General features: G+C 68.9%; 18 protein-coding genes. 6 read left to right on the forward strand and 12 right to left on the reverse strand.

Features of this window, described 5'->3' with window-relative positions; all coding sequences use genetic code 11:
• Positions 1 to 16: 16 nt before the first annotated feature.
• A complete protein-coding gene (locus tag LCY71_RS15240) occupies positions 17 to 328 on the reverse strand; it encodes a hypothetical protein (protein ID WP_225333997.1) in 312 nt (103 codons plus the stop codon).
• 329 nt (positions 329 to 657) lie between these two features.
• Between LCY71_RS15240 and LCY71_RS15245 the strand changes: the two genes are divergently transcribed.
• Both LCY71_RS15245 and LCY71_RS15250 read left to right on the forward strand, forming a co-directional pair.
• Positions 658 to 999: a winged helix-turn-helix domain-containing protein gene (locus LCY71_RS15245; RefSeq protein WP_225333998.1), complete on the forward strand. Its 342-nt coding sequence runs from the start codon at positions 658 to 660 to the stop codon at positions 997 to 999.
• A 100-nt stretch (positions 1,000 to 1,099) separates the two neighbouring features.
• Positions 1,100 to 1,630: a type II toxin-antitoxin system RatA family toxin gene (locus LCY71_RS15250; protein WP_225333999.1), complete on the forward strand. Its 531-nt coding sequence runs from the start codon at positions 1,100 to 1,102 to the stop codon at positions 1,628 to 1,630.
• A gap of 83 nt (positions 1,631 to 1,713) precedes the next feature.
• Here the strand turns inward: LCY71_RS15250 and LCY71_RS15255 are convergent, their stop codons facing one another.
• Positions 1,714 to 2,379: a halocyanin domain-containing protein gene (locus LCY71_RS15255; RefSeq protein WP_225334000.1), complete on the reverse strand. Its 666-nt coding sequence runs from the start codon at positions 2,377 to 2,379 to the stop codon at positions 1,714 to 1,716.
• Positions 2,380 to 2,702: 323 nt separating this feature from the next.
• On the opposite strand from LCY71_RS15255, the gene LCY71_RS15260 reads away from it, so the two are divergent.
• The 3 genes from LCY71_RS15260 (at position 2,703) to LCY71_RS15270 (ending at position 4,761) form a co-directional block, all read left to right on the forward strand.
• Positions 2,703 to 3,539, forward strand: a complete 837-nt coding sequence (locus LCY71_RS15260) for an aldo/keto reductase (RefSeq protein ID WP_373325136.1) — start codon at positions 2,703 to 2,705, stop codon at positions 3,537 to 3,539.
• 225 nt (positions 3,540 to 3,764) lie between these two features.
• Entirely contained in the window at positions 3,765 to 4,508 is a 744-nt protein-coding gene (locus tag LCY71_RS15265; protein ID WP_225334001.1) for a hypothetical protein, read from the forward strand.
• A gap of 64 nt (positions 4,509 to 4,572) precedes the next feature.
• On the forward strand, positions 4,573 to 4,761 hold the full coding sequence (locus LCY71_RS15270) for a DUF7333 family protein (protein WP_225334002.1): 189 nt from the start codon (positions 4,573 to 4,575) through the stop codon (positions 4,759 to 4,761).
• Between the two features lie 18 nt (positions 4,762 to 4,779).
• Here the strand turns inward: LCY71_RS15270 and LCY71_RS15275 are convergent, their stop codons facing one another.
• From LCY71_RS15275 to dnaJ, 4 genes are all read right to left on the reverse strand, one after another.
• Positions 4,780 to 5,523, reverse strand: a complete 744-nt coding sequence (locus LCY71_RS15275) for a class I adenylate-forming enzyme family protein (protein WP_225334003.1) — start codon at positions 5,521 to 5,523, stop codon at positions 4,780 to 4,782.
• Positions 5,524 to 5,588: 65 nt separating this feature from the next.
• A complete protein-coding gene (locus LCY71_RS15280; protein WP_225334004.1) occupies positions 5,589 to 5,990 on the reverse strand; it encodes a type II toxin-antitoxin system VapC family toxin in 402 nt (133 codons plus the stop codon).
• Positions 5,987 to 6,217 (reverse strand): antitoxin VapB family protein, encoded by a 231-nt coding sequence (locus LCY71_RS15285; protein WP_225334005.1) that lies wholly within the window; start codon positions 6,215 to 6,217, stop codon positions 5,987 to 5,989. Before LCY71_RS15285 ends, LCY71_RS15280 begins: the two co-directional genes overlap by 4 nt.
• 90 nt (positions 6,218 to 6,307) lie before the next feature.
• Positions 6,308 to 7,456, reverse strand: a complete 1,149-nt coding sequence (gene dnaJ, locus LCY71_RS15290; RefSeq protein ID WP_225334006.1) for a molecular chaperone DnaJ — start codon at positions 7,454 to 7,456, stop codon at positions 6,308 to 6,310.
• Positions 7,457 to 7,779: 323 nt separating this feature from the next.
• Here dnaJ and LCY71_RS15295 point away from each other — a divergent pair, with 323 nt between their 5' ends.
• Complete coding sequence (locus tag LCY71_RS15295) at positions 7,780 to 9,528, forward strand: Rieske (2Fe-2S) protein (RefSeq protein ID WP_225334007.1); 1,749 nt, start codon at positions 7,780 to 7,782, stop codon at positions 9,526 to 9,528.
• A gap of 21 nt (positions 9,529 to 9,549) precedes the next feature.
• Here the strand turns inward: LCY71_RS15295 and LCY71_RS15300 are convergent, their stop codons facing one another.
• The 6 genes from LCY71_RS15300 to LCY71_RS15325 form a co-directional block, all read right to left on the reverse strand.
• Positions 9,550 to 10,356 carry an aldo/keto reductase gene (locus LCY71_RS15300; RefSeq protein ID WP_225334008.1) on the reverse strand — a complete coding sequence of 269 codons (807 nt, stop codon included), beginning with the start codon at positions 10,354 to 10,356 and terminating at the stop codon, positions 9,550 to 9,552.
• Positions 10,357 to 10,615: 259 nt separating this feature from the next.
• Positions 10,616 to 11,272, reverse strand: coding sequence for a DUF7344 domain-containing protein (locus LCY71_RS15305; RefSeq protein WP_225334009.1), 657 nt, complete (start codon positions 11,270 to 11,272; stop codon positions 10,616 to 10,618).
• A gap of 127 nt (positions 11,273 to 11,399) precedes the next feature.
• On the reverse strand, positions 11,400 to 13,451 hold the full coding sequence (locus LCY71_RS15310; protein ID WP_225334010.1) for a PAS domain S-box protein: 2,052 nt from the start codon (positions 13,449 to 13,451) through the stop codon (positions 11,400 to 11,402).
• Positions 13,452 to 14,156: 705 nt separating this feature from the next.
• Positions 14,157 to 16,070, reverse strand: a complete 1,914-nt coding sequence (gene dnaK / locus LCY71_RS15315; protein ID WP_225334011.1) for a molecular chaperone DnaK — start codon at positions 16,068 to 16,070, stop codon at positions 14,157 to 14,159.
• A gap of 182 nt (positions 16,071 to 16,252) precedes the next feature.
• On the reverse strand, positions 16,253 to 17,011 hold the full coding sequence (locus tag LCY71_RS15320; RefSeq protein WP_225334012.1) for an endonuclease/exonuclease/phosphatase family protein: 759 nt from the start codon (positions 17,009 to 17,011) through the stop codon (positions 16,253 to 16,255).
• A 45-nt stretch (positions 17,012 to 17,056) separates the two neighbouring features.
• On the reverse strand, positions 17,057 to 17,710 hold the full coding sequence (locus LCY71_RS15325) for a nucleotide exchange factor GrpE (protein WP_225334013.1): 654 nt from the start codon (positions 17,708 to 17,710) through the stop codon (positions 17,057 to 17,059).
• Positions 17,711 to 17,727: the final 17 nt, after the last annotated feature.

Below are 17,727 nucleotides of genomic sequence, written 5' to 3' on the forward strand. Positions count from 1 at the left end.
TTTGCCGGGGCGAGTCTTATAGCCCCTGTTCCCCGCCCTGGTCCCGAAACGCCGCGGCCGTCGGGAACGCCAGGGCCGCGACGAGCGTCGCCATCAGCGCGAAGACCGCTCGGCGGAGGCCGATCCGCGTCCGCGGTCTGTGCTTCCTGCCCCACGGTTCGGCGAGGATCGCACGACGACCCCCGTTCGACGTTCCAGTCCGGTCCCCTCCGCCCGCCGAGGACCGCACCCGGCGCTCGGGGACGTCGCCGCGGAGCAGCGAAGCCCGGGAGCCAGTACCCGTCGTCCCCCCTCGCGGACCCGCCCACGTCCCCCGATCTGTGGCCACCAGATTACTGCTTTTAGTGGCTATACAGCAGCCAACCGGCATCTGACGGGACGTAACTGGATGGCCTTCGCGCGCCGATCGCTGATGTTAAATATTCTAACTTTCACGTCCAATGGAGTTTTATCGGAACTGAATCCGGCCTTGTGTGATCATATACAGAATAATCACTCCTGATCGGCGGGCGTTTTCTCATCTTCTCCAATTTTGACGGGCGAAATCGCTATACGGCGGTAGAACCATCTTCAGATGATGTCGCCACAAGATCATCGAGTCGCACGTGACGCAGCGGGCACTCGCGAGGCCCTGGCCACGGGGTGTTCACAGTCGGTATGAAGCAGGGGAACACGTCCAAACAGAGCACCGAGGATCTGCTGGAGATTCTGGCGGATCCCCGGCGCCGCTTCGTCCTCTCGTACCTGTCGCGCAACGAATCGGCCACGCTCTACGACCTGAGCAGCCGGCTGGCCGAGATCGAGGACGTCGACTCCGCCGCTGACTGTCCCGACTCGCTGACGACGCAGCTGTACCACGTCCACCTCCCGAAGCTCGAGGAGGCCGGGCTGATCACGTACGACCCCGTGAACCACGACGTCGAACCGGTCGACCTCGACGACGAGCGGATCTCGGGGCTCCTCCGACTCGCCAGCGAGGCGGACGACGTCAGCGAGTGAGGCCGTGATCACGGCGACCACGCCGGACCCGTTTTTTCGGCCGGACGCGTTCGCACCGCGTTCCCGTAGCTCTTTGTGTGACCGCGCCGACGGATCACCCGTGGACTCCGTCGAAGTCAGTACCGTCGTCTATCTCCCACCCGAGGATGTCTACGAGTTTCTGGAGGACTTCCCGGGGTACGCCCGCTACTCCAAGTATCTGCGAGAGGTGCGCCAGGACGGCGACGGCTCGCCCGGAACCCGTTACGCGCTGACCTTCGCGTGGTGGAAGCTCACCTACACCGCCGTCTCCGAGGTCACCGCGGTCGACCCGCCGACCCGCATCGACTGGCGCATCGTCTCTGAGCTCGACGCCGAGGGCCACTGGCGGGTCGAACCTGCCGACGACGAGGCCCCGCCGGACCGCGACCACGCGTCCCGCGTGTGGCTCACCGTCGAGTTCGATCCGGACTCGGCCACCTCGGACGCGGTGGACCTCCCGCTGCTGGTGTCGCTCGACTGGGTCGTCGATAAGGTGCGGCCGCTGATCCGCGAGGAGGCCGAACGGATCGTCGAGCGCATCGTCGCCGATCTCGAGGGGGAGCGTCGCGACGTCGATCTACGCATCCACGCCGGCCCCGACGACATCTAATCGCAGTCCGCGGGCGCGACGCGAGGTCCTCTCGAAGACGAATTGCGTCACGAGAACGGCTCGGCTTCGGCGGCGGAGCGACGCTACTCCGGCTGGTCGTAGTCGCCGCCGTACTTGACGAACACGTACCCCATGCCCAGCGTCGCGAGCATCACGAACGACGTCGCGACGCCCAGCGACTTCACGCTGTCCGGCATCGTGGGGCCGCCGGCGCTGGAACCGCCGCCACCGCCGCCACCACCGCTGTCGGCGGTGGGGTAGTCGGAGCCGACGACGATGGCGCCTTTCATCCCCATGCCCACGTGGGGCTCGCAGATGTAGGGGTAGATGCCGTCCTCCTCGAAGGTGTGTTCGTAGTTGACGCCGGCCTCGCTGTAGGTGTCCGACCCCAGCGGTCCGTCGCCGTCGGAGACGACGTTGTGGCCGCCGCCCTCGCCGGTCCACTCCCACTGGACGGTCGCGCCGTTGTCCACGTGGATGGCCACCGGGCCGAAGCCGTAGGCTCCGCCGTTGGCCTGGACCCCGACCTCGACGGTCGCCGAGTCTGATCCCGTGGCGTCCTCGACGCTCCCGTCGAAGTTGCCGACGCCGTCCAGGAACCCGCCGAAGTCCGGCGTGCCGCCGCCACCGCCGCCGCTGCTCTCGTTGTCCTGGCCGGCCGCGACGCCGGAGGCGCCCGCCGCCGCCGTCGCCCCCGCGGCCGTGCGCATGAACGCGCGACGCGAGACGTCCGCCGTACCCTCTGTCATACCCGGCGCTTGGGTGTCACCCGTAGTGAATCCTCCGCTTCTCCCCGACGTTTTTGCAAGGGGGGTGCCCGCAGCGAGCCGAAGGCTCGTGAGGACACCCCCCGCAGTAAAAACGTCGGGGCAAAACCCCTTCTCGCTCGGTCGCTCCGCTCCCTCGCGAGAAGGAAACCGCGAGCACTCCGCGCTCGCGGATGCTTGTCCGCACCGCCGCCTACACTGACCGCGCGCGACCCGGCTTGCGACGTAGTATAAAAGCGTCCCGGCAGTGGCACCGTTCTCCGGGCTTCCCAATGCCTAACCCCGGTCGACCCTGAACTCCGGTGATGCCGAATCAGCAGCCGACTGCCGAGAGCGTCCCGACTGCACAGGGCATGCCGATGCTGGGGCTAGGCACGTGGCAGAACACGGACCCCGACCAGTGCGCCGACAGCGTCGCGACGGCCCTCGATGCGGGCTATCGCCACGTCGACACGGCCCAGGCCTACGACAACGAGGAAGACGTCGGTCGCGGCATCGAGCAGGCCGACGTCGACCGCGAGGACGTCTTCCTCGCGACCAAGGTGTGGATCGACAACCTCGCGGGCGACGACGTGATCGAGACCACCGAGGAGAGCCTGGAGAAGCTCGGCGTCGACTACGTCGACCTGCTGTACGTCCACTGGCCCGCGCGGACGTACGACCCCGAGGACACCCTGCCCGCGTTCGCGGAGCTGAAAGACCGCGGCCTGATCGAGCGCATCGGTGTCTCCAACTTCGAGCCCCGGCACGTCGACCGCGCCCGCGAGGTCCTCGACGAGCCCGTCTTCGCCGACCAGGTCGAGATGCACCCGCTGCTGCCCCAGGAGGAACTGCGGGAGTACGCCGAGGAGACGGGCCTGGAACTGGTGGCCTACTCGCCGCTGGCCCGCGGCGCGGTGTTCGACAACGACGTCATCTCGGCCATCGCTGCGGACAACGGCGTCAGCGAGGCCCAGGTCAGCCTCGCGTGGCTGCGCGAGAAGGGCGTCACCGCCATCCCGAAGGCCACCAGCGAGGACCACATCATCGACAACTGGGGGAGCCTCTCGCTGGACCTCGACGACGAGGAGATCGAGCGCATCGACGCCGTCGACGAGCGCGACCGGCGCGTCGATCCAGGCTTCGCTCCGGACTGGGAGTGAGCAGAGGCGAAGTCTCTGCGACGGCCGGGTGGCGCGGAGCGTCTCCCGGAAGTGAGGGGAGACTCTGCCGCCGCGATGGTCGACTCGGAACCGAGCACGGACCCCGTCTCTGCGACGACCGGCCGCAGCGCGACCCCGTTCTTCGCGCTAGAACCGCAATACGTCATCGGGTCGACGTTACGACAGCCGAAAGGAACAAAACGGCACGCCGAGAAACGGGTCGACATGGCAGTCGGGAGCGAGCGAGGGATCGTCGGCGGCATCAGGATCGACCTGAAGCGGCTGCACGAGACCTGGATGGAAGTTGTCTATCCCCGTCAGCGCGGGGCCGACGACACCGTGTTGGGGAAGTGGACGCCAGACAGCCAGTTGCAGCTGGTCCTCTATCGCCTCTGGTCGGCCGTGGGGATGCCCGTCATCGCGCTGGTCTACCCGCTCGTCCTCCTGGGCGCCTTCCTTCGGTTCCAGACTCGCAGGATCGACAGCACCGCTACCCGTCTGGGCGTCGTCGGCGTGATCGCCCTCTCCGTGCTCGTCTGGGGCGCGCTGATCGCGCTGGCCCGGTTCCAGCTGGACCTCGATCCCGGCGGGCTCGTCGCCGTGATCGCCGCCAGCGTCGTCGCGACCGTCTCCGCCGCGCTGGCCGTGTTCACCCGGCGCGTCGGCGGCCGCGGGACGACCGTGGCGCTCGCGTACCCCTTCGGGATGACGGCCATCTTCCTGCCGCCGGTCGTGGCCGCCCTGTTCTCTCAGGACGTCGCCAGCGTCGTCCTCCCCAGCAGCGACCGGCTCGCACGCTGGCTCCTCTGGGACGTGCTCGACCTGGTCGGCCTCGCCGAGCCCCTCGTCGAGAACTTCGAGCGGGAGGGCGGCGCCTACGCCCTCATGTGGCTCGGCATCTCCGTCCCGCTGGGCTGGGTGCTGGGCCTGCTGGTGACGCTGGCCGACCTCGTGCGTCCGACCGAGTAGCGCCTCTCCGTCCGGTTACTGGTATCTCGGCAACTTTTTCCCGGATCGCTCCGAGCCTCCCCACATGGAGTTCGACCAGACGGTGACCGCAGTGGCGTTTCTCGTGCTGTTCGCGGTGCTCGGGGTCGGGACGTTCATGAGTCCGATGCAGACGAGCACGGTGGCGATGGTGCTCGGCGGGCTGCTCGTGTTCGGTCTGGTGACCCTACTCATCGGCGTCAAGCACGGCGAGTACCGCGCGTCCTCGCGGTAGAACGGCGTCGCAGTCGACTCAGAGGACCGACTCGGGAGCGATCGTTCTCCCCTCGGGCGCGTCGCCGGCGGCGACGGCGACCGTCCCCTCCGCTTCGTCGCCCAGAACGACCGTCGCGCCGGCCCGCATCGGCGCGAGCAGGCCTGCGACGACCGCGCCCGCTCCGGTGACGGGCGCGCGGATCGCCACCGCGTCGTCCTCGTCGATGTCGTGGTCGGCCGCGACCCGTCGGCTCGCCGCGAGCAGTTCCCCGTGACTGTACAGTTCGTCCGCGGCCAGCGCGTGGTCGTCAGGGGCGACCTCACCCGGAGGCTGCAGCGGGTTCTCGCTCCAGGCCTCCCGCTCCAGCTGGGCGACCGTCGGGTCCTCCGTCGGGCCGCCGTAGGCCAGCGTCTTGGTGCCTGGGCCGCGCTCGTAGCGGTCCAGCCACGCGGCGGGCGCGACGAAGGCCGTCGCGTCGACGGCGCCGGGCGGATCCAGGTCGACGACGGCCCCGTCCAGCGCCGCGCCGAGGAAGACCTGCAACGGCGTCGGCTCCGGTCCGAGCCACCCCGGTTCGTCGCCGTCGTCGGGATCCTTCGGTCCCGCGACGACGGCGACGCGGGCGCCCTCGCGGACGCCGTAGTGCCGCAAGAGGTTTCCCGTCTTCCAGACGTTCGTCGCGAAGTCGGCGTAGCTGTACGGCGCCGAGCGCTCGGCCGCCCGGAAGAGTGCGCCCTCGCGCTCTCGCGCCTCTGCCACGAGGTCCCCGAGTACCTGCATGCGCGGGGCTTGGGAGCGGTGGGGGAAAAGGCGGCGGGTCTCAGTCCATCGGCGGAACGTGACGACTACGCGACGACATCGACGTCGAGAAGCTGTTGGATCCGGCGACTCCCGAAGTCACCGCTGTCGCACGTGACGAACGTTGCGCCGAGTTCCCGTGCGTGAGCAGCTATCAGGAGATCGCGCATCTCGAGGGCGGCGTCCTGTTCCCGCAGTCTGGACTCCACGCCGGCCGCAGTCATGCTTGCACTCTCGGTGAACGGTTCGACGTCGTCGAGAACTCGACCGAGCCATGACTGGACCTGCCGGCGGTTGTCGCGGCGCTTCACCGGCCTGAAGAACTCGAAGATTATCAGCGACGAGGTGACGAAACGCTCGTCGGCGTGGTCCTGTAGATACGGGACGACCTCGCCCTTCCGATCCGGATCCCCCCACCTCGCCAGGACACTCGTATCTAACAGCCTCATTCCTCTCCGGATCTCATCACCAGAGACTCACGGACTTCGCTCGAGGACTCCTCGATATCGTTCGCGCACTCGCTGCCGAGTCCACCCGCCAGTTCCTCGATCTGTTCTTCGGTCGTCGGCGACGCCGTCAACCGTAGCACGACGTCGCTGAAGCTCTCGTCTTCACGCTTTGCCTCTTTGAGGCGATCGTACGCCTCGTCTCTGAGCGAAATCGTGGTCGTCCCCATACGTACATGTATGCATGTACGTCGAAGAATATCTTTCGTTACTCGTCTCTAACGGGTCGTCAATCACCGGTGGGGAACAGTCGAGTTCGACTACAGGGAGTTCTTGATCTTCTCGAAGAAGCCCTCGTCGACGTCGATCTCCTGGCCGCCGGCCTCTGCGAACGCCTCCAGGGCCTCCTTCTGTTCCTCGTTGAGGCTATCGGGGGTGACGACCTGCACCTCGACGTAGAGGTCGCCGTGGCCGCGCCGGCGGAGGCGGGGCATGCCCTTGCCCTCCAGGCGGAACACCTCACCGCTCTGGGTGCCCTGGGGGATCTCGAACTCGACGGCGCCGTCCAGCGTGGGGACCTCGACGGTGTCGCCGAAGACGACCTGCGGGAAGGAGACGGCCAGGCGGTGCTTGAGGTCGTCGCCGTCGCGCTCGAAGTCGGGGTGGTCGGCGACGCTGACCTCCACGAGAAGGTCGCCGCTGGGCGCGCCGGGCTCGCCGGGGGCGCCCTCGCCGTTCATCCGGATGGTCTGGCCGTCCTGGATGCCGGCGGGGACCTCGACCTGGAGCGTCGCCTCGTTGCGGACGACGCCGTCGCCGCCGCAGGTGCCGCAGGTCTCGTCGTAGAGCGTGCCCTCGCCCTCGCAGCGGCGGCAGGTCTGGGTCTGCTGGACGCGCCCCATCGGCGTCTGCTGGACGGTGGTCTGCTGGCCCTGGCCGTTACACTGGGGACAGGTGCGTGAGTCGCTGTCGGCCGGGTGGCCGCGGCCGTCGCAGTCGGGACAGGTCTCCGGGCGGCGGACGCTCAGTTCCTTCTCGACGCCCTCGTAGGCCTCCTGCAGGTCGATGGTGAGCGAGGTCCGCAGGTCCTGGCCGCCCCGGCTGCGGCTTCGGCCCCCACCGCCGAAGAACTGGTCGAAGATGTCGCCCATGTCGCCGAACGGCCCCTGGCCGCCGCCGAAGGGGTCGCCCCCGCCGGCCCGGCCGCCGCGCTGGCCGTTGCCGCCGACGCCGCCGTGCTTCTCGGCCTGCTGGAAGCGCTCGTGGCCCATCTGGTCGTACATCTGGCGCTTCTCGTCGTCGGTCAGCACCTCCTTGGCCTTCTTGACCTTCTTGAACTTCTCCTCGGCGTCCGGGTCGTCGGAGACGTCGGGGTGGTACTCGCGGGCCTTCGTCCGGTACGCCTCCTTGATCTCGTCCTCGCTGGCGTCCCGGGAAACCCCGAGTACGTCGTAGAAGTCCTCGCTCATTCGTTGCCAGTCCGTAGACGGTTGATCCACTTGAAAAGCCCGGGTCGCGGACCTCTCGCTCGTGGCGGGGCGACCGCTGCGGGTCCGCGTCCGGTCAGTGCCGACGCTTTATGTGACAGCCGTTCGAACGTCCGGCTGATGAACCTCCGTGCGGCCCTCGGTGTCGAGCGCATCGCCGCCTGGCTCGTGACCATCGCGGCCGCGGCAACGGCGGTCTACGTGGTCGGGCTCGTCCTCGGCCTGGTGTGATCCGAAACCATATTCAGTCTTACAAAACGGCCGTTCAGCGAATCTTTACCACTGCCTGTGCCGTCCGATAGCACATGGCAACGACAGAGGAGTACGAGCGCGCGACGGCCCTCGACGACCTGGCGGAGAGCGGCCGCGAGGTCGTCTCCGTCGGCGGGCACACCGTCGCGCTGTTCCACCACGAGGGCGAGGTGTACGCCGTCGACAACCGCTGTCCGCACATGGGCTTTCCCCTCTCGGAGGGGACCGTCGAGGACGGCCTGCTGACCTGTCACTGGCACCACGCCCGCTTCGAACTGGCCTGCGGGGACACCTTCGACGTGTGGGCCGACGACGTCCAGACGTTCCCCACCGATGTCCGCGACGGCGACGTCTACGTCGACCCGGACCCCGAGCGGGACGTCCCCCCGGAGACGTACTGGCGCAACCGACTCGTCGACGGCATGCAGGAGAACCTCTCGCTGGTCGTGGCGAAGTCGGTGATTCACCTGGACGATTTTGGTGAGGGGTTCCACACCCCGCTGGAGACGGCGGTGAACTTCGGCACGAAGTACCGCGAGGACGGCTGGGGACGCGGACTCACCACGCTCGGTGCGATGGCGAACCTCTACGACCGCGTCGACCACGACGAGAAGCTGCGCGCGCTGTCCGTCGGCATCGGCGAGGTGGCCGACGACTGCGCCGGCCAGCCGCCCCGCCATCCCCAGCACGAACTCGGCAACGCCGACCTCTCGAAGGAGCGGCTGAAGTCGTGGTTCCGCGAGACCTGCGAGGTCCGCGACGAGGACGGCGCAGAGCGCTGCATCCGGACCGCCGCGGCCGTCCTCCCGCCCGACGAGGTGGCGGAGATCGTCCTCGCCGGCGCGACGGACCACCTGTACATGAACGCGAGCCACACCCTCGATTTCGCGAACAAGGCCTGCCAGACGCTGGACCACCTCGACTGGGCGGACGCCGCCGACGCGCTCGCCGCCGTCGTCCCGCAGATCACCGACGCTGCGAGGGCCGAGGAGACCTCGGCGTGGCGCCAGCCAGTCGACGCGGCCGAACTGTGTCTGGACGCCCACGAGGCCCTCCCCGACCTCGTCGCCGCCGGCGAGGGGCGCGAGTGGACCCGGCCCGACGACTTCGTGGACCGCCTCCTCGACGACGACCCCGAGGCCATCGTCGACGCCCTCCGGGACGCCGTCCGCGGGGGCGCGTCCGCCGAGCAACTGACCGACGCCGTCGCACGCGCCGCGACGCGGCGGGTCGCGCAGTTCGCCACGAGCAACGAGTTCTCCGACTGGGACACGGTCCACCACACCTTCTCCTACGCGACGGCCGCCCACGCGATGGCCCGTCGGACCGACTGCGTCGAGGCCTACCGCCCCGCCTTCGACGGCGCGACGTCCGTCTACCTCGACCGCTTCCTGAACCAGCCCGCGGCGCCGGTTCCGGACCCGGGGTCGACGGGCGACGCCGACCGCGAGCCCGACGAAATCCGCGATGCGCTGCTGGACGCCTTCGACGAGCACGGCCAGGTGAACGAGGCCGGACGCCTCGCCGCGGCCCACTTCGACGCCGGCGGCGACCCCGACGCGCTCGTCCGGGCGCTCGCCCGCGGCCTGCTCCGGGAGGACGCCGGCTTCCACGAGCTACAGAGCCTGGAGGCCGCCGTCCAGCGGCTCGACGCGGCCGACGACGAGCGCGGTCGACGGCTCCAGCTGATCGCAACCGCCCGGTACCTCGCCGCGCACTTCCCGACCCGGAGGGAACGCGAGCAGACGTTCACTATCGCCCGCCGGCTGTTCCGGGGCGAGCAGATACACGGGGACGAATAGCGGGCGAGAAACGCAGCGCGACTACTCGTTCCAGGGCCCCTTGTCGGGGTCGAGGTGCCGGTCCTCGCGCTCGATGCCGTCGATCTTCGCGACGTCCGCGTCGTCGAGCTCGAGGTCCAGGCTCGCCCAGTTGTCCTCGATGTGCTCGCGGCTGGTCGCCTTCGGAATGGCGACTACGTTGTCCTTCCGGGTCAGCCACGCGAGGCTGACCTGGGCCTCGCTGACGCCGTGCTTTTCGGCGACCTCGCTCACCTCGGGGACGTCGAAGACGTCGCCCCGGGCCAGCGGCGAGTAGGCCACGACGTAGTAGTCGTGTTCCTGTGCGTGCGCGACGAGTTCCTCCTGCTGCAGGAGGGGGTGCATCTCGACCTGGTTGGCGAACAGCGGCTCCTCGAGGGCCTCCATGGCCTCCTCGACCTGCCACGGCTCGAAGTTGGAGACGCCCACGTGGCGCGTGACGCCCTCCTCGACCAGATCGTCGTAGGCCGGCAGCGTCTCCCCGGGCGCGTAGTTGCCCGTCGGCCAGTGGACGTACAGCAGGTCCAGATAGTCGACGCCCAGTCGCTCCAGGCTGCCGTGCGCCGTCTCGATCACGTCGTCGTAGGTCAGCCCGGTCGAGTCCGAGTGGACCTTCGTCGCGAGGAAGACGTCCTCGCGATCCACGTCGGCCCGCGCGAGCCCCTCGCCCACGTGCTCCTCGTTGCCGTAGATCTCGGCCGTGTCGACGTGTCGGTAGCCAACGTCGAGCGCGGTCGCGACGGCGGACGCGCACTCCTCGGGGTCAGTGTTCTGCCACGTGCCGATGCCCAGCGCCGGCAGTTCATTCATGATCGAAGAAAGGGAATACCCCGCAATGGCTCTTGTGGACGAATGCAACAATGGTAATCTGGCCAATAGATTGTCGGTAGGTGGCCGGCGACAGCGGGACGGCACCCGATTCACTCTCGCGACGCTCGCACGGCCGTCGACCGAGCACTCGTGATCGAACCTCTCCGCGTCGCGGTGGTCGTTCACACGGACAGCCGTCGTTCACTACCGGTACGGCCGATCGCTACGGCCGGGCCGGGGCAGACGATGGGGCAGCGTCTCAGGCGGACTCGGTGCCGGTCGGCGACAGGAGATCCGTGACGACCGACGGGAGGTCGTCGACCGCGACGACGACGTTCTCCTCGGGGTCGTAGTGGAGGAGGTCCGCGGCTCCCAGCTTCGGCAGGTGTACGTGGTGGAGCGACGTGGCCACGTCGTCCGCGACGTCGGCGGGGACCGCCGCGGGCCGGCAGTCGCGCTCACGGGCGGCGACCAGACGGGCCACCCGCTCGAGTTCGCAGGGCCCCTTGCCGGCGACGCAGGTGAGCAGGGCCTGGCGGCGCTCGTTGGCCAGCGCTTCCAGCGTCGCGCGGTCGTCGCCGTCGGCCGCCGACGCGATCCGCTGCGCGATCCGGGCCGGCCGCGCGGACCGCGCGGCCACCCAGTTCGACGTGCGGTCGTACTCGAGCACGCCGGCGTCCTCCAGCGCGGGGAGGTCGACGTGGACGAGCGACGAGTGCATCTCGCGGCGGCGGTCGTCCGTCACGACCGTCGCGGCCGCCGTCGCCTCGTCGGCCAGGACGGACGCGGCGAGCGATTCCGTCGACAGCGCGTCGATGTCTTCGAGGACACTCACGACGCGGCGGCGCCGCGGCGGCGCCAGGACCTGCATGAGTTCGGGATCGACCTGCGCGGGCTCCTCGATCTCGAGTGCCATGTCTCCACCGAACGGATGTAGTACATTGAGGTGCGTGCCTGAGTAATCAGGTACGGTCCCAGCGGCCGCTCGCATCCGCCGGACGGCCCGCCTCGCGGCGCGACTCCCAGGAATCGCACGAGGCGGATCAGGCGGCCTCGTTCGAGGGTCCGTCGCCGAACAGCGTCCGGAACACCTTCTGCTCGGCGATGCGGAGGTGCTGGTGGAACGTCTGCGGGGCGATGTCGAGCACGTCGGCGATCTCCGCGGCCGTGTTCGACCGCGACGGCCACTCGAAGTACCCCGAGAAGTACGCCGCCTGCAGCGCGGCCCGCTGTTTCTCCGTCAGGTCCGCGGACAGCTCCTGCCGGACCGCCATCGGCGTCCGCAGCGTCCGCGAGGTCTCCCGGCGGGCCTTCAGCTCCGTCTCCGGGTACGTCTCCGTGAGCGCGTCGACCAGTTCTCGAACGTCGACGTCCGGGGAGAGGTGGGCGACCAGCCTGCCGTCGCCCTCGTCCGCCGTCGCCGCGGTGGTTCGCGCGCCGTACTCCGCCAGGGCGCTCGTCATCGTCCCCGACCCGACGTTGAGCTTGAAGCGGTGCCGGTCGGCGTTCGTCCCGAGGTGCTCGACGGATTCGACGCCCGGCTCCGTCCCGGCCGCTTCCCGGAACCGCTCGACCGGAGCGCCCGTGACGGTCACGTAGAACACGAAGTCGTCTCCGAAGGTCAGCACGCGGTCGAGTTCGATCCGGCAGTCGGCCCGCCCGGAGAGGGAGACGAACGTCAGGCCGCTGTCGGTCGTCCCCAGCTCGAGCTCGGTCACCGCGTCGGCGTGCAGCAGCTCGCGCGTGACGGCGTTCTGGAGCGCGTCGCCGACCACCCGCCCCATCTCCTCGAGGATCTCCCGCTCGCGCTCCGGGACGCCCTCTCCCCGCCGCGCGTAGACGCCCAGCACGCCGAAGGTGCGTTCGTCCGTGACCACGGGGACCGCCACGAGCCGATCGTACCCCTGCCGGTCGGCGTCGCGGTGCCAGGCGGGCTCTCCCGACTCCGTCGGGTCGATCACCTGAACGGCGCGCTCGTCGAGCGCTCGCGCCGCTGGGGAGTCCGCGAGCGGTCGATCTCCCCCGGGCAACAGCGTCCGGAACCCCTCGACGTCGACGCCGTCGGCGGCCCACACCTCGAGGGCCTCCCGGTCGGTGTCGAACCCGCCGACGGCCGCCCCGACGTAGGTGTCGGCGGCCGCGAGTCGCTCGCAGATCGCCTGTTCCATCTCCGAGCGGGTCGTCGCCTCGATCAGCGCCTCGTCGACCGACCGGATGACGGCGTTGAGCGCGTTCAGCCGCTCCAGGCGTCGCTCCCGCCGGCGCCGTTCGGTGACGTCCCGGCTGACGCCCGTCAGCCCCACCACCTCGCCGTCGTCGTCCGTCAGCGGCGCTCCGGTGAACTCGAAGGGGATCCGCTCGCCGCCCTTCGTCACCAGATCGCCTTCCGCCGTCGCGATACCCCCCGTCTCGAAGACCTCGATCAGCGACGAGACGACCTCGTCGCGGTCGTCCGCCGCGACGAAGTCGAGTGAGTGCATCGACGCCACCTCCGCGTCGGAGTACCCCGTGACCGCCGTCAGGCGGTCGTTCCAGCGCAGGAACTGCCCCTCGCGGTCGAACGCGTACACCACGTCCGGGAGGGCGTCGAAGACGCTGTCGACGAACGCCCGCTCCGTGCTGAGTTCGTTCTCCCGCTCCACGCGGTCGGTGACGTCCCGCATGACGCCGACGAAGTACTGCCGGTCGTCGACCGCGAACTCGCGGACGGAGACGGACAGCGGGACCTCGATCCCGTTCCGCGCCAGCCCGGGGAACTCCACCTCCGTCCACTCGAACGTCTGCTCGCCGGTCCTGAGGTACCGCTGGAACCCGTCGAGGAAATCCGCCCGGAGCCGCTGGGGGATCAGCTCCGCGAGTCGCTCGCCGATCAGCTCGTCCGGCTCGTAGCGGAACACCCGGTCCACGGCGGGGTTCGCGAAGGCGATCCGTCCCTGATCGTCGATCACCAGCAGACACTCCGAAACGGCGTCGAGGAGGACGCCGACCAGCGGCGCCAGGTCCACCCGCTCCGCCAGTTCCTCGTGGACGGCGCACTCCTCGGACGCGAGCGCCTCCGTCCCCTCGACGAGCGGTCTGCTCCTGTCCTCGGTCACAGACATCCATACCGTCGTGGACCGATAGGCATTATTTCGGCCTGGAGACGTCCTGTGGACGTATGCTAACCGGTTGAATGCCTGTCGTCCATACTTCTGGTTCAGTGACCCGACACGTTCGAACCGACTACGTCCCGAGACCGCGCAGAAACGCCCCCGTGCTCGGTCGGACGCGCACTTAGACGCGCGCTGCGCGCCGCTGTCCGATTCGAACGCTCGCAACCCTTCTCGCTCGTGACGCTGCCAGAACGACCCTCTGACGGACCTCTGGACCTCTCGTTCGGTTCTGAAACGCCTGTGTCCGATCGGTAGCGGCCCTATCGAGTCGACGACGAAGACCCGTCCTTTCAGCCCTCGTCTTCGCCAAACTCGAAAAGCTCGCTTCGATCGTCCTCGTCCAGCTTGAGAAGCTCACTCCGTTCGCTTCTCAGGACACCGGAAGACGTGCTCGCTCCGGAAGAGCAAACTCTTCCGTGCCCTCGTTCGCTTCGCTCACGAGAACTCCGCTACGCGCGTCTTCCGAGCCGACGAAGACGACTCCTCGCGTTACTCGTCGTCTTCGTCCACTTCAGAAAGCTCGCTGACGCTCGCTTTCTGAGACGCCGAGAGAGCTCTGCTCTCTCGGGCCCTGCCTCGCTTCGCTCGGCAGGACACCGATAGACTCGCTACGCTCGTCAATCGAGCCGACGACGAAGACTCGTCCTTTCAGTCCTCGTCCTCGTCGTCGACGTCCTCGAAGTCGGCGTCCACGTACTCCTCGCCCTGGCCGGCCGCACCGGCGCCGGCAGCGCCGCCGGGACCGCCCGCGGCGCCGCCCATGCCGCCGGGACCTGCGCCAGCCGCACCGGCACCGGCGCCCGCGGCGCCCTCGGCGGCCTGCTCCTGGTACATCTGCTTGCCGATCTCCTGAAGCTGCTCGCTGAGGTTCTCGGTGACCTCCTCGTAGTCCTCCTTGGTGGCGTCCTCGTCCTGGAGGGTCTCCTCGACCTCGTCGATGGCGTCCTCGATGTCGGCGATGAGGTCGTCGTCGACCTCGTCCTCGTTCTCCTCGATGAGGGTCTCGGCGCGCTGGACGGCGGACTCGGCTTCGTTGCGGGCCTCGATCCGCTCGCGGCGCTGCTGGTCCTCTTCGGCGTGCTGCTCGGCCTCCTCCTGCATCTGCTCGATCTGCTCGTCGGAGAGGCCGGCGCCGCCCTCGATGGTGATCTCCTCGGAGTTACCGGAGCCCTGGTCCTCCGCGGAGACGTTGACGATGCCGTTCTCGTCGATCGAGAAGGTGACCTCGATCTGCGGGGTGCCGGCGGGGGCCGGCGGGATGCCGCTCAGCGCGAACTCGCCGAGCAGTTCGTTCTCCTCGGCGATCTCACGCTCGCCTTGGAAGACGCGGATCTGGACCTGCGTCTGGTTGTCCGCGGCGGTCGTGAATATCTTCGACTCCTCGGTCGGGATGGTAGTGTTCTTCTCGATGAGGCGCTCGAAGAGCCCGCCCTTGACCTCGACGCCGAGCGAGAGCGGCGTGACGTCCAGCAGGACGATGTCGTCGACGTCCCCCGAGAGGACGCCGCCCTGGATGGCCGCGCCGAGCGCGACGGCCTCGTCGGGGTTGACGTTCTTCTTGGGCTCCTGGCCGGTCATCTCCTCGACCTGCTCCTGGACCTGCGGCATCCGGGTGGACCCGCCGACGAGGATGACCTCGTCGATGTCTCCTTCGTCGTAGCCGGCGTCGTCGAGGGCCTGCTCCGTCGGGCCGACGGTGCGCTCGATGAGGTCCGAGGTGAGTGACTCGAACTTCGCGCGGGTGAGCTTCTCCTCGAGATCGAGGGGCCCGTCGTCGGTCGTCGCGATGAACGGCAGGTTGATCCGGGTCTCCTTCCGGCTGGAGAGTTCGATCTTGGCCTCCTCCGCCGCGTCCTTCAGGCGCTGGAGGGCCTGTCGGTCGTCGCGGAGGTCGATGCCGTGCTCGTCCTCGAACTCGTCGGCCAGGTAGTCGATGATCGCCTGGTCCCAGTCGTCGCCGCCGAGGTCGTTGTCGCCGTTGGTGGCGACGACCTCGTAGACGCCGCCGCCGAGGTCGAGGATAGAGACGTCGAAGGTACCCCCACCGAGGTCGTAGACGAGGACGGTCTGGTCGGACTCGTCGTCGAGCCCGTAGGCCATCGCCGCGGCCGTCGGCTCGTTGACGATGCGCTCGACCTCGAAGCCGGCCACCTCGCCGGCGTCCTTGGTCGCCTGGCGCTGTCGGTCGTTGAAGTACGCGGGGACCGTGATGACCGCCTTCTCGACCTCGTCGCCGAGGTACTCCTCGGCGTCGCGCTTGATCTTCTGGAGGATCATCGCCGAGACCTGCTCGGGCGTGTAGTCCTCGCCCTCCAGCTCGACGGTGTAGTCGTCCTCCCCCATGTGGCGCTTGATCGACTGGATCGTCTGTTCGGGGTTCTTGACTGCCTGGTTCTTCGCGGGCTTGCCCACCAGCCGTTCGCCGTCGTCGAAGGCAACGACGGACGGTGTCGTCCGCTCGCCCTCCGAGTTCACGATGATCTCGGGGTCGCCGCCCTCCATGACCGCGAACGCGCTGTTCGTGGTCCCGAGGTCGATTCCGAGAATCTTGTTGCTCGCCATCTTGTCTGCCTATACCCGGTTCGGCCGGTTAAAAGTTGCTAGACGGGACAGAACCTGATCGGTGGGAACGGGCCGCGTGCCCGCTGTTTGTAGGCCCTGCCGTCCGTCCGACCGGTGCTTATATGATGGCCCGCAAACAGACCGCTGGCCGCCGCCGTCGACGGTGGCAGCGACGGCCGCCGTCACTCCCGGTCCGCCACCGCGAACCGCGCCATCACGGGCCAGTGATCCGAGGGCGCCAGCCAGTCGGGACCCAGGTCAGTCAGCACGCCGTGGGCCGTCGCCGTCAGCCCCTCGCCTGCGAAGACGTAGTCGATGCGCTTCGACGCCGCGCGGTCGTACCCGTGGTAGGTCTCGACCGGGCCGTGGGGCGATTCGACGACTCTCCTGGCGTCGTCGACTGTCTCCGTGAGGATCTCGTAGGGCCGCGAGTCCGGACGGCTGTTGAAATCGCCGGTCAGAATCACCGGCGCGTCGTGACCCTCGGCGCGGTCCCGGAGGATCCGGGCGCTCTCGCGGCGCGCTTCTGGCCCGTCCACGTCGAGGTGGACGTTGTAGTGCTCGATCCGCCGGCCGCTCTCCCGCAGTTCGACGGTGGCGTGGGTAGCCAGCCGCGGGATGTTCGCGTCCCAGGCGCGGTGGCGGTCGGTGGGGTCCGGCGCCAGCCAGAAGGCCTCCCGGTCGACGATCCGCGCCCGCTCGCGCAGGACGCCGACCGGCGTGTGCTCGCCGACGTCGCGGTCCTCGCCGTACCACTCGTAGCCCGGTAGCGCCGCCCGGAGGTCGTCGGCCTGCCCGAGCCAGCACTCCTGCAGGCCGACGACGGTCGGCCGGTGAAAGCGGATCAGGGCGGCGACGTCGGCCGCCCGCTCGGACCACGGTGCGGCCTCGTCTTCCAGGCCGTCGTAGAGGACGTTGTACGAGAGCGCGGAGACGGTCACCGGCGACGATACGCGCCAGCGGCGTAAGAAAACAGGGGCGAGTCGCTACTCCCCGCCCTCGCTGACGGTCACCTGCGCCTCGCGGAGGACGGCGTCGGCCATGAGGTAGCCGGGCCGGTGGACGTCGGCGATGGTGCCCTCGGGCTGGTCGCTGTCGACCCGGGCCAGCACCTGGTGGCGCTCGGGGTCGACCTCCGCGCCCGGTTCGGGCTCGACGACCTCGACGTCCTCCGCGTCGAGGACGTCGTCGAACTGCCGGAGGGTGGACTCGACGCCGTCGCGGATGTCGACGTCCTCGTCCTGGTCGAGCGCGCGCCGGAGGTTGTCGCGGACGTCGAGCAGCCGCGAGACCAGGTCCTCGGTGGCGCGCTTCTTCTGCTGCTCCTGGCGCTTCTCCATCCGCTTCTTGAAGTTCTGGAAGTCGGCCTGCTTGCGCTTGAGCTTCGACTCCAGCTCCTCGACCTCCTCGTCGCGATCCGCGACGGTCGCCTCCAACTCATCGACGCGCGCCCGCAGGCCGGACAGCTCCCGGGCGATCGACTCCGCGTCGGAGCCCTCGATCCGCTCGACGAGCTCGTCGTCGACTTCGCCGTTGCTCTCCGCCTCGGCGGTCGATCCGGCGGCGCGCTCCTCCTCCGCGGCCCCGACTCCGTCCTCGTCGGCGTCCGTCTCGGCGTCTGCCGCGTCCTGCTCGGTCATACTCCCACCGTGGCGGC

It is taken from the genome of Halomicrobium urmianum, from assembly GCF_020217425.1.
In the GTDB taxonomy this organism is placed as follows: Archaea; Halobacteriota; Halobacteria; order Halobacteriales; family Haloarculaceae; genus Halomicrobium; species Halomicrobium urmianum.

Excerpts from the sequence above, each read along its gene's own strand:
- LCY71_RS15270 (WP_225334002.1), top strand. The coding sequence starts at position 4,573 with ATGGAGTTCGACCAGACGGTGACCGCAGTGGCGTTTCTCGTGCTGTTC.
- LCY71_RS15300 (WP_225334008.1), bottom strand. The coding sequence starts at position 10,356 with ATGAATGAACTGCCGGCGCTGGGCATCGGCACGTGGCAGAACACTGAC.
- LCY71_RS15260 (WP_373325136.1), top strand. The coding sequence starts at position 2,703 with ATGCCGAATCAGCAGCCGACTGCCGAGAGCGTCCCGACTGCACAGGGC.
- LCY71_RS15255 (WP_225334000.1), bottom strand. The coding sequence starts at position 2,379 with ATGACAGAGGGTACGGCGGACGTCTCGCGTCGCGCGTTCATGCGCACG.
- dnaJ (WP_225334006.1), bottom strand. The coding sequence starts at position 7,456 with ATGAGCGAGGACTTCTACGACGTACTCGGGGTTTCCCGGGACGCCAGC.
- LCY71_RS15245 (WP_225333998.1), top strand. The coding sequence starts at position 658 with ATGAAGCAGGGGAACACGTCCAAACAGAGCACCGAGGATCTGCTGGAG.
- LCY71_RS15275 (WP_225334003.1), bottom strand. The coding sequence starts at position 5,523 with ATGCAGGTACTCGGGGACCTCGTGGCAGAGGCGCGAGAGCGCGAGGGC.
- LCY71_RS15295 (WP_225334007.1), top strand. The coding sequence starts at position 7,780 with ATGGCAACGACAGAGGAGTACGAGCGCGCGACGGCCCTCGACGACCTG.
- dnaK (WP_225334011.1), bottom strand. The coding sequence starts at position 16,070 with ATGGCGAGCAACAAGATTCTCGGAATCGACCTCGGGACCACGAACAGC.
- LCY71_RS15285 (WP_225334005.1), bottom strand. The coding sequence starts at position 6,217 with ATGGGGACGACCACGATTTCGCTCAGAGACGAGGCGTACGATCGCCTC.
- LCY71_RS15325 (WP_225334013.1), bottom strand. The coding sequence starts at position 17,710 with ATGACCGAGCAGGACGCGGCAGACGCCGAGACGGACGCCGACGAGGAC.
- LCY71_RS15265 (WP_225334001.1), top strand. The coding sequence starts at position 3,765 with ATGGCAGTCGGGAGCGAGCGAGGGATCGTCGGCGGCATCAGGATCGAC.
- LCY71_RS15280 (WP_225334004.1), bottom strand. The coding sequence starts at position 5,990 with ATGAGGCTGTTAGATACGAGTGTCCTGGCGAGGTGGGGGGATCCGGAT.
- LCY71_RS15305 (WP_225334009.1), bottom strand. The coding sequence starts at position 11,272 with ATGGCACTCGAGATCGAGGAGCCCGCGCAGGTCGATCCCGAACTCATG.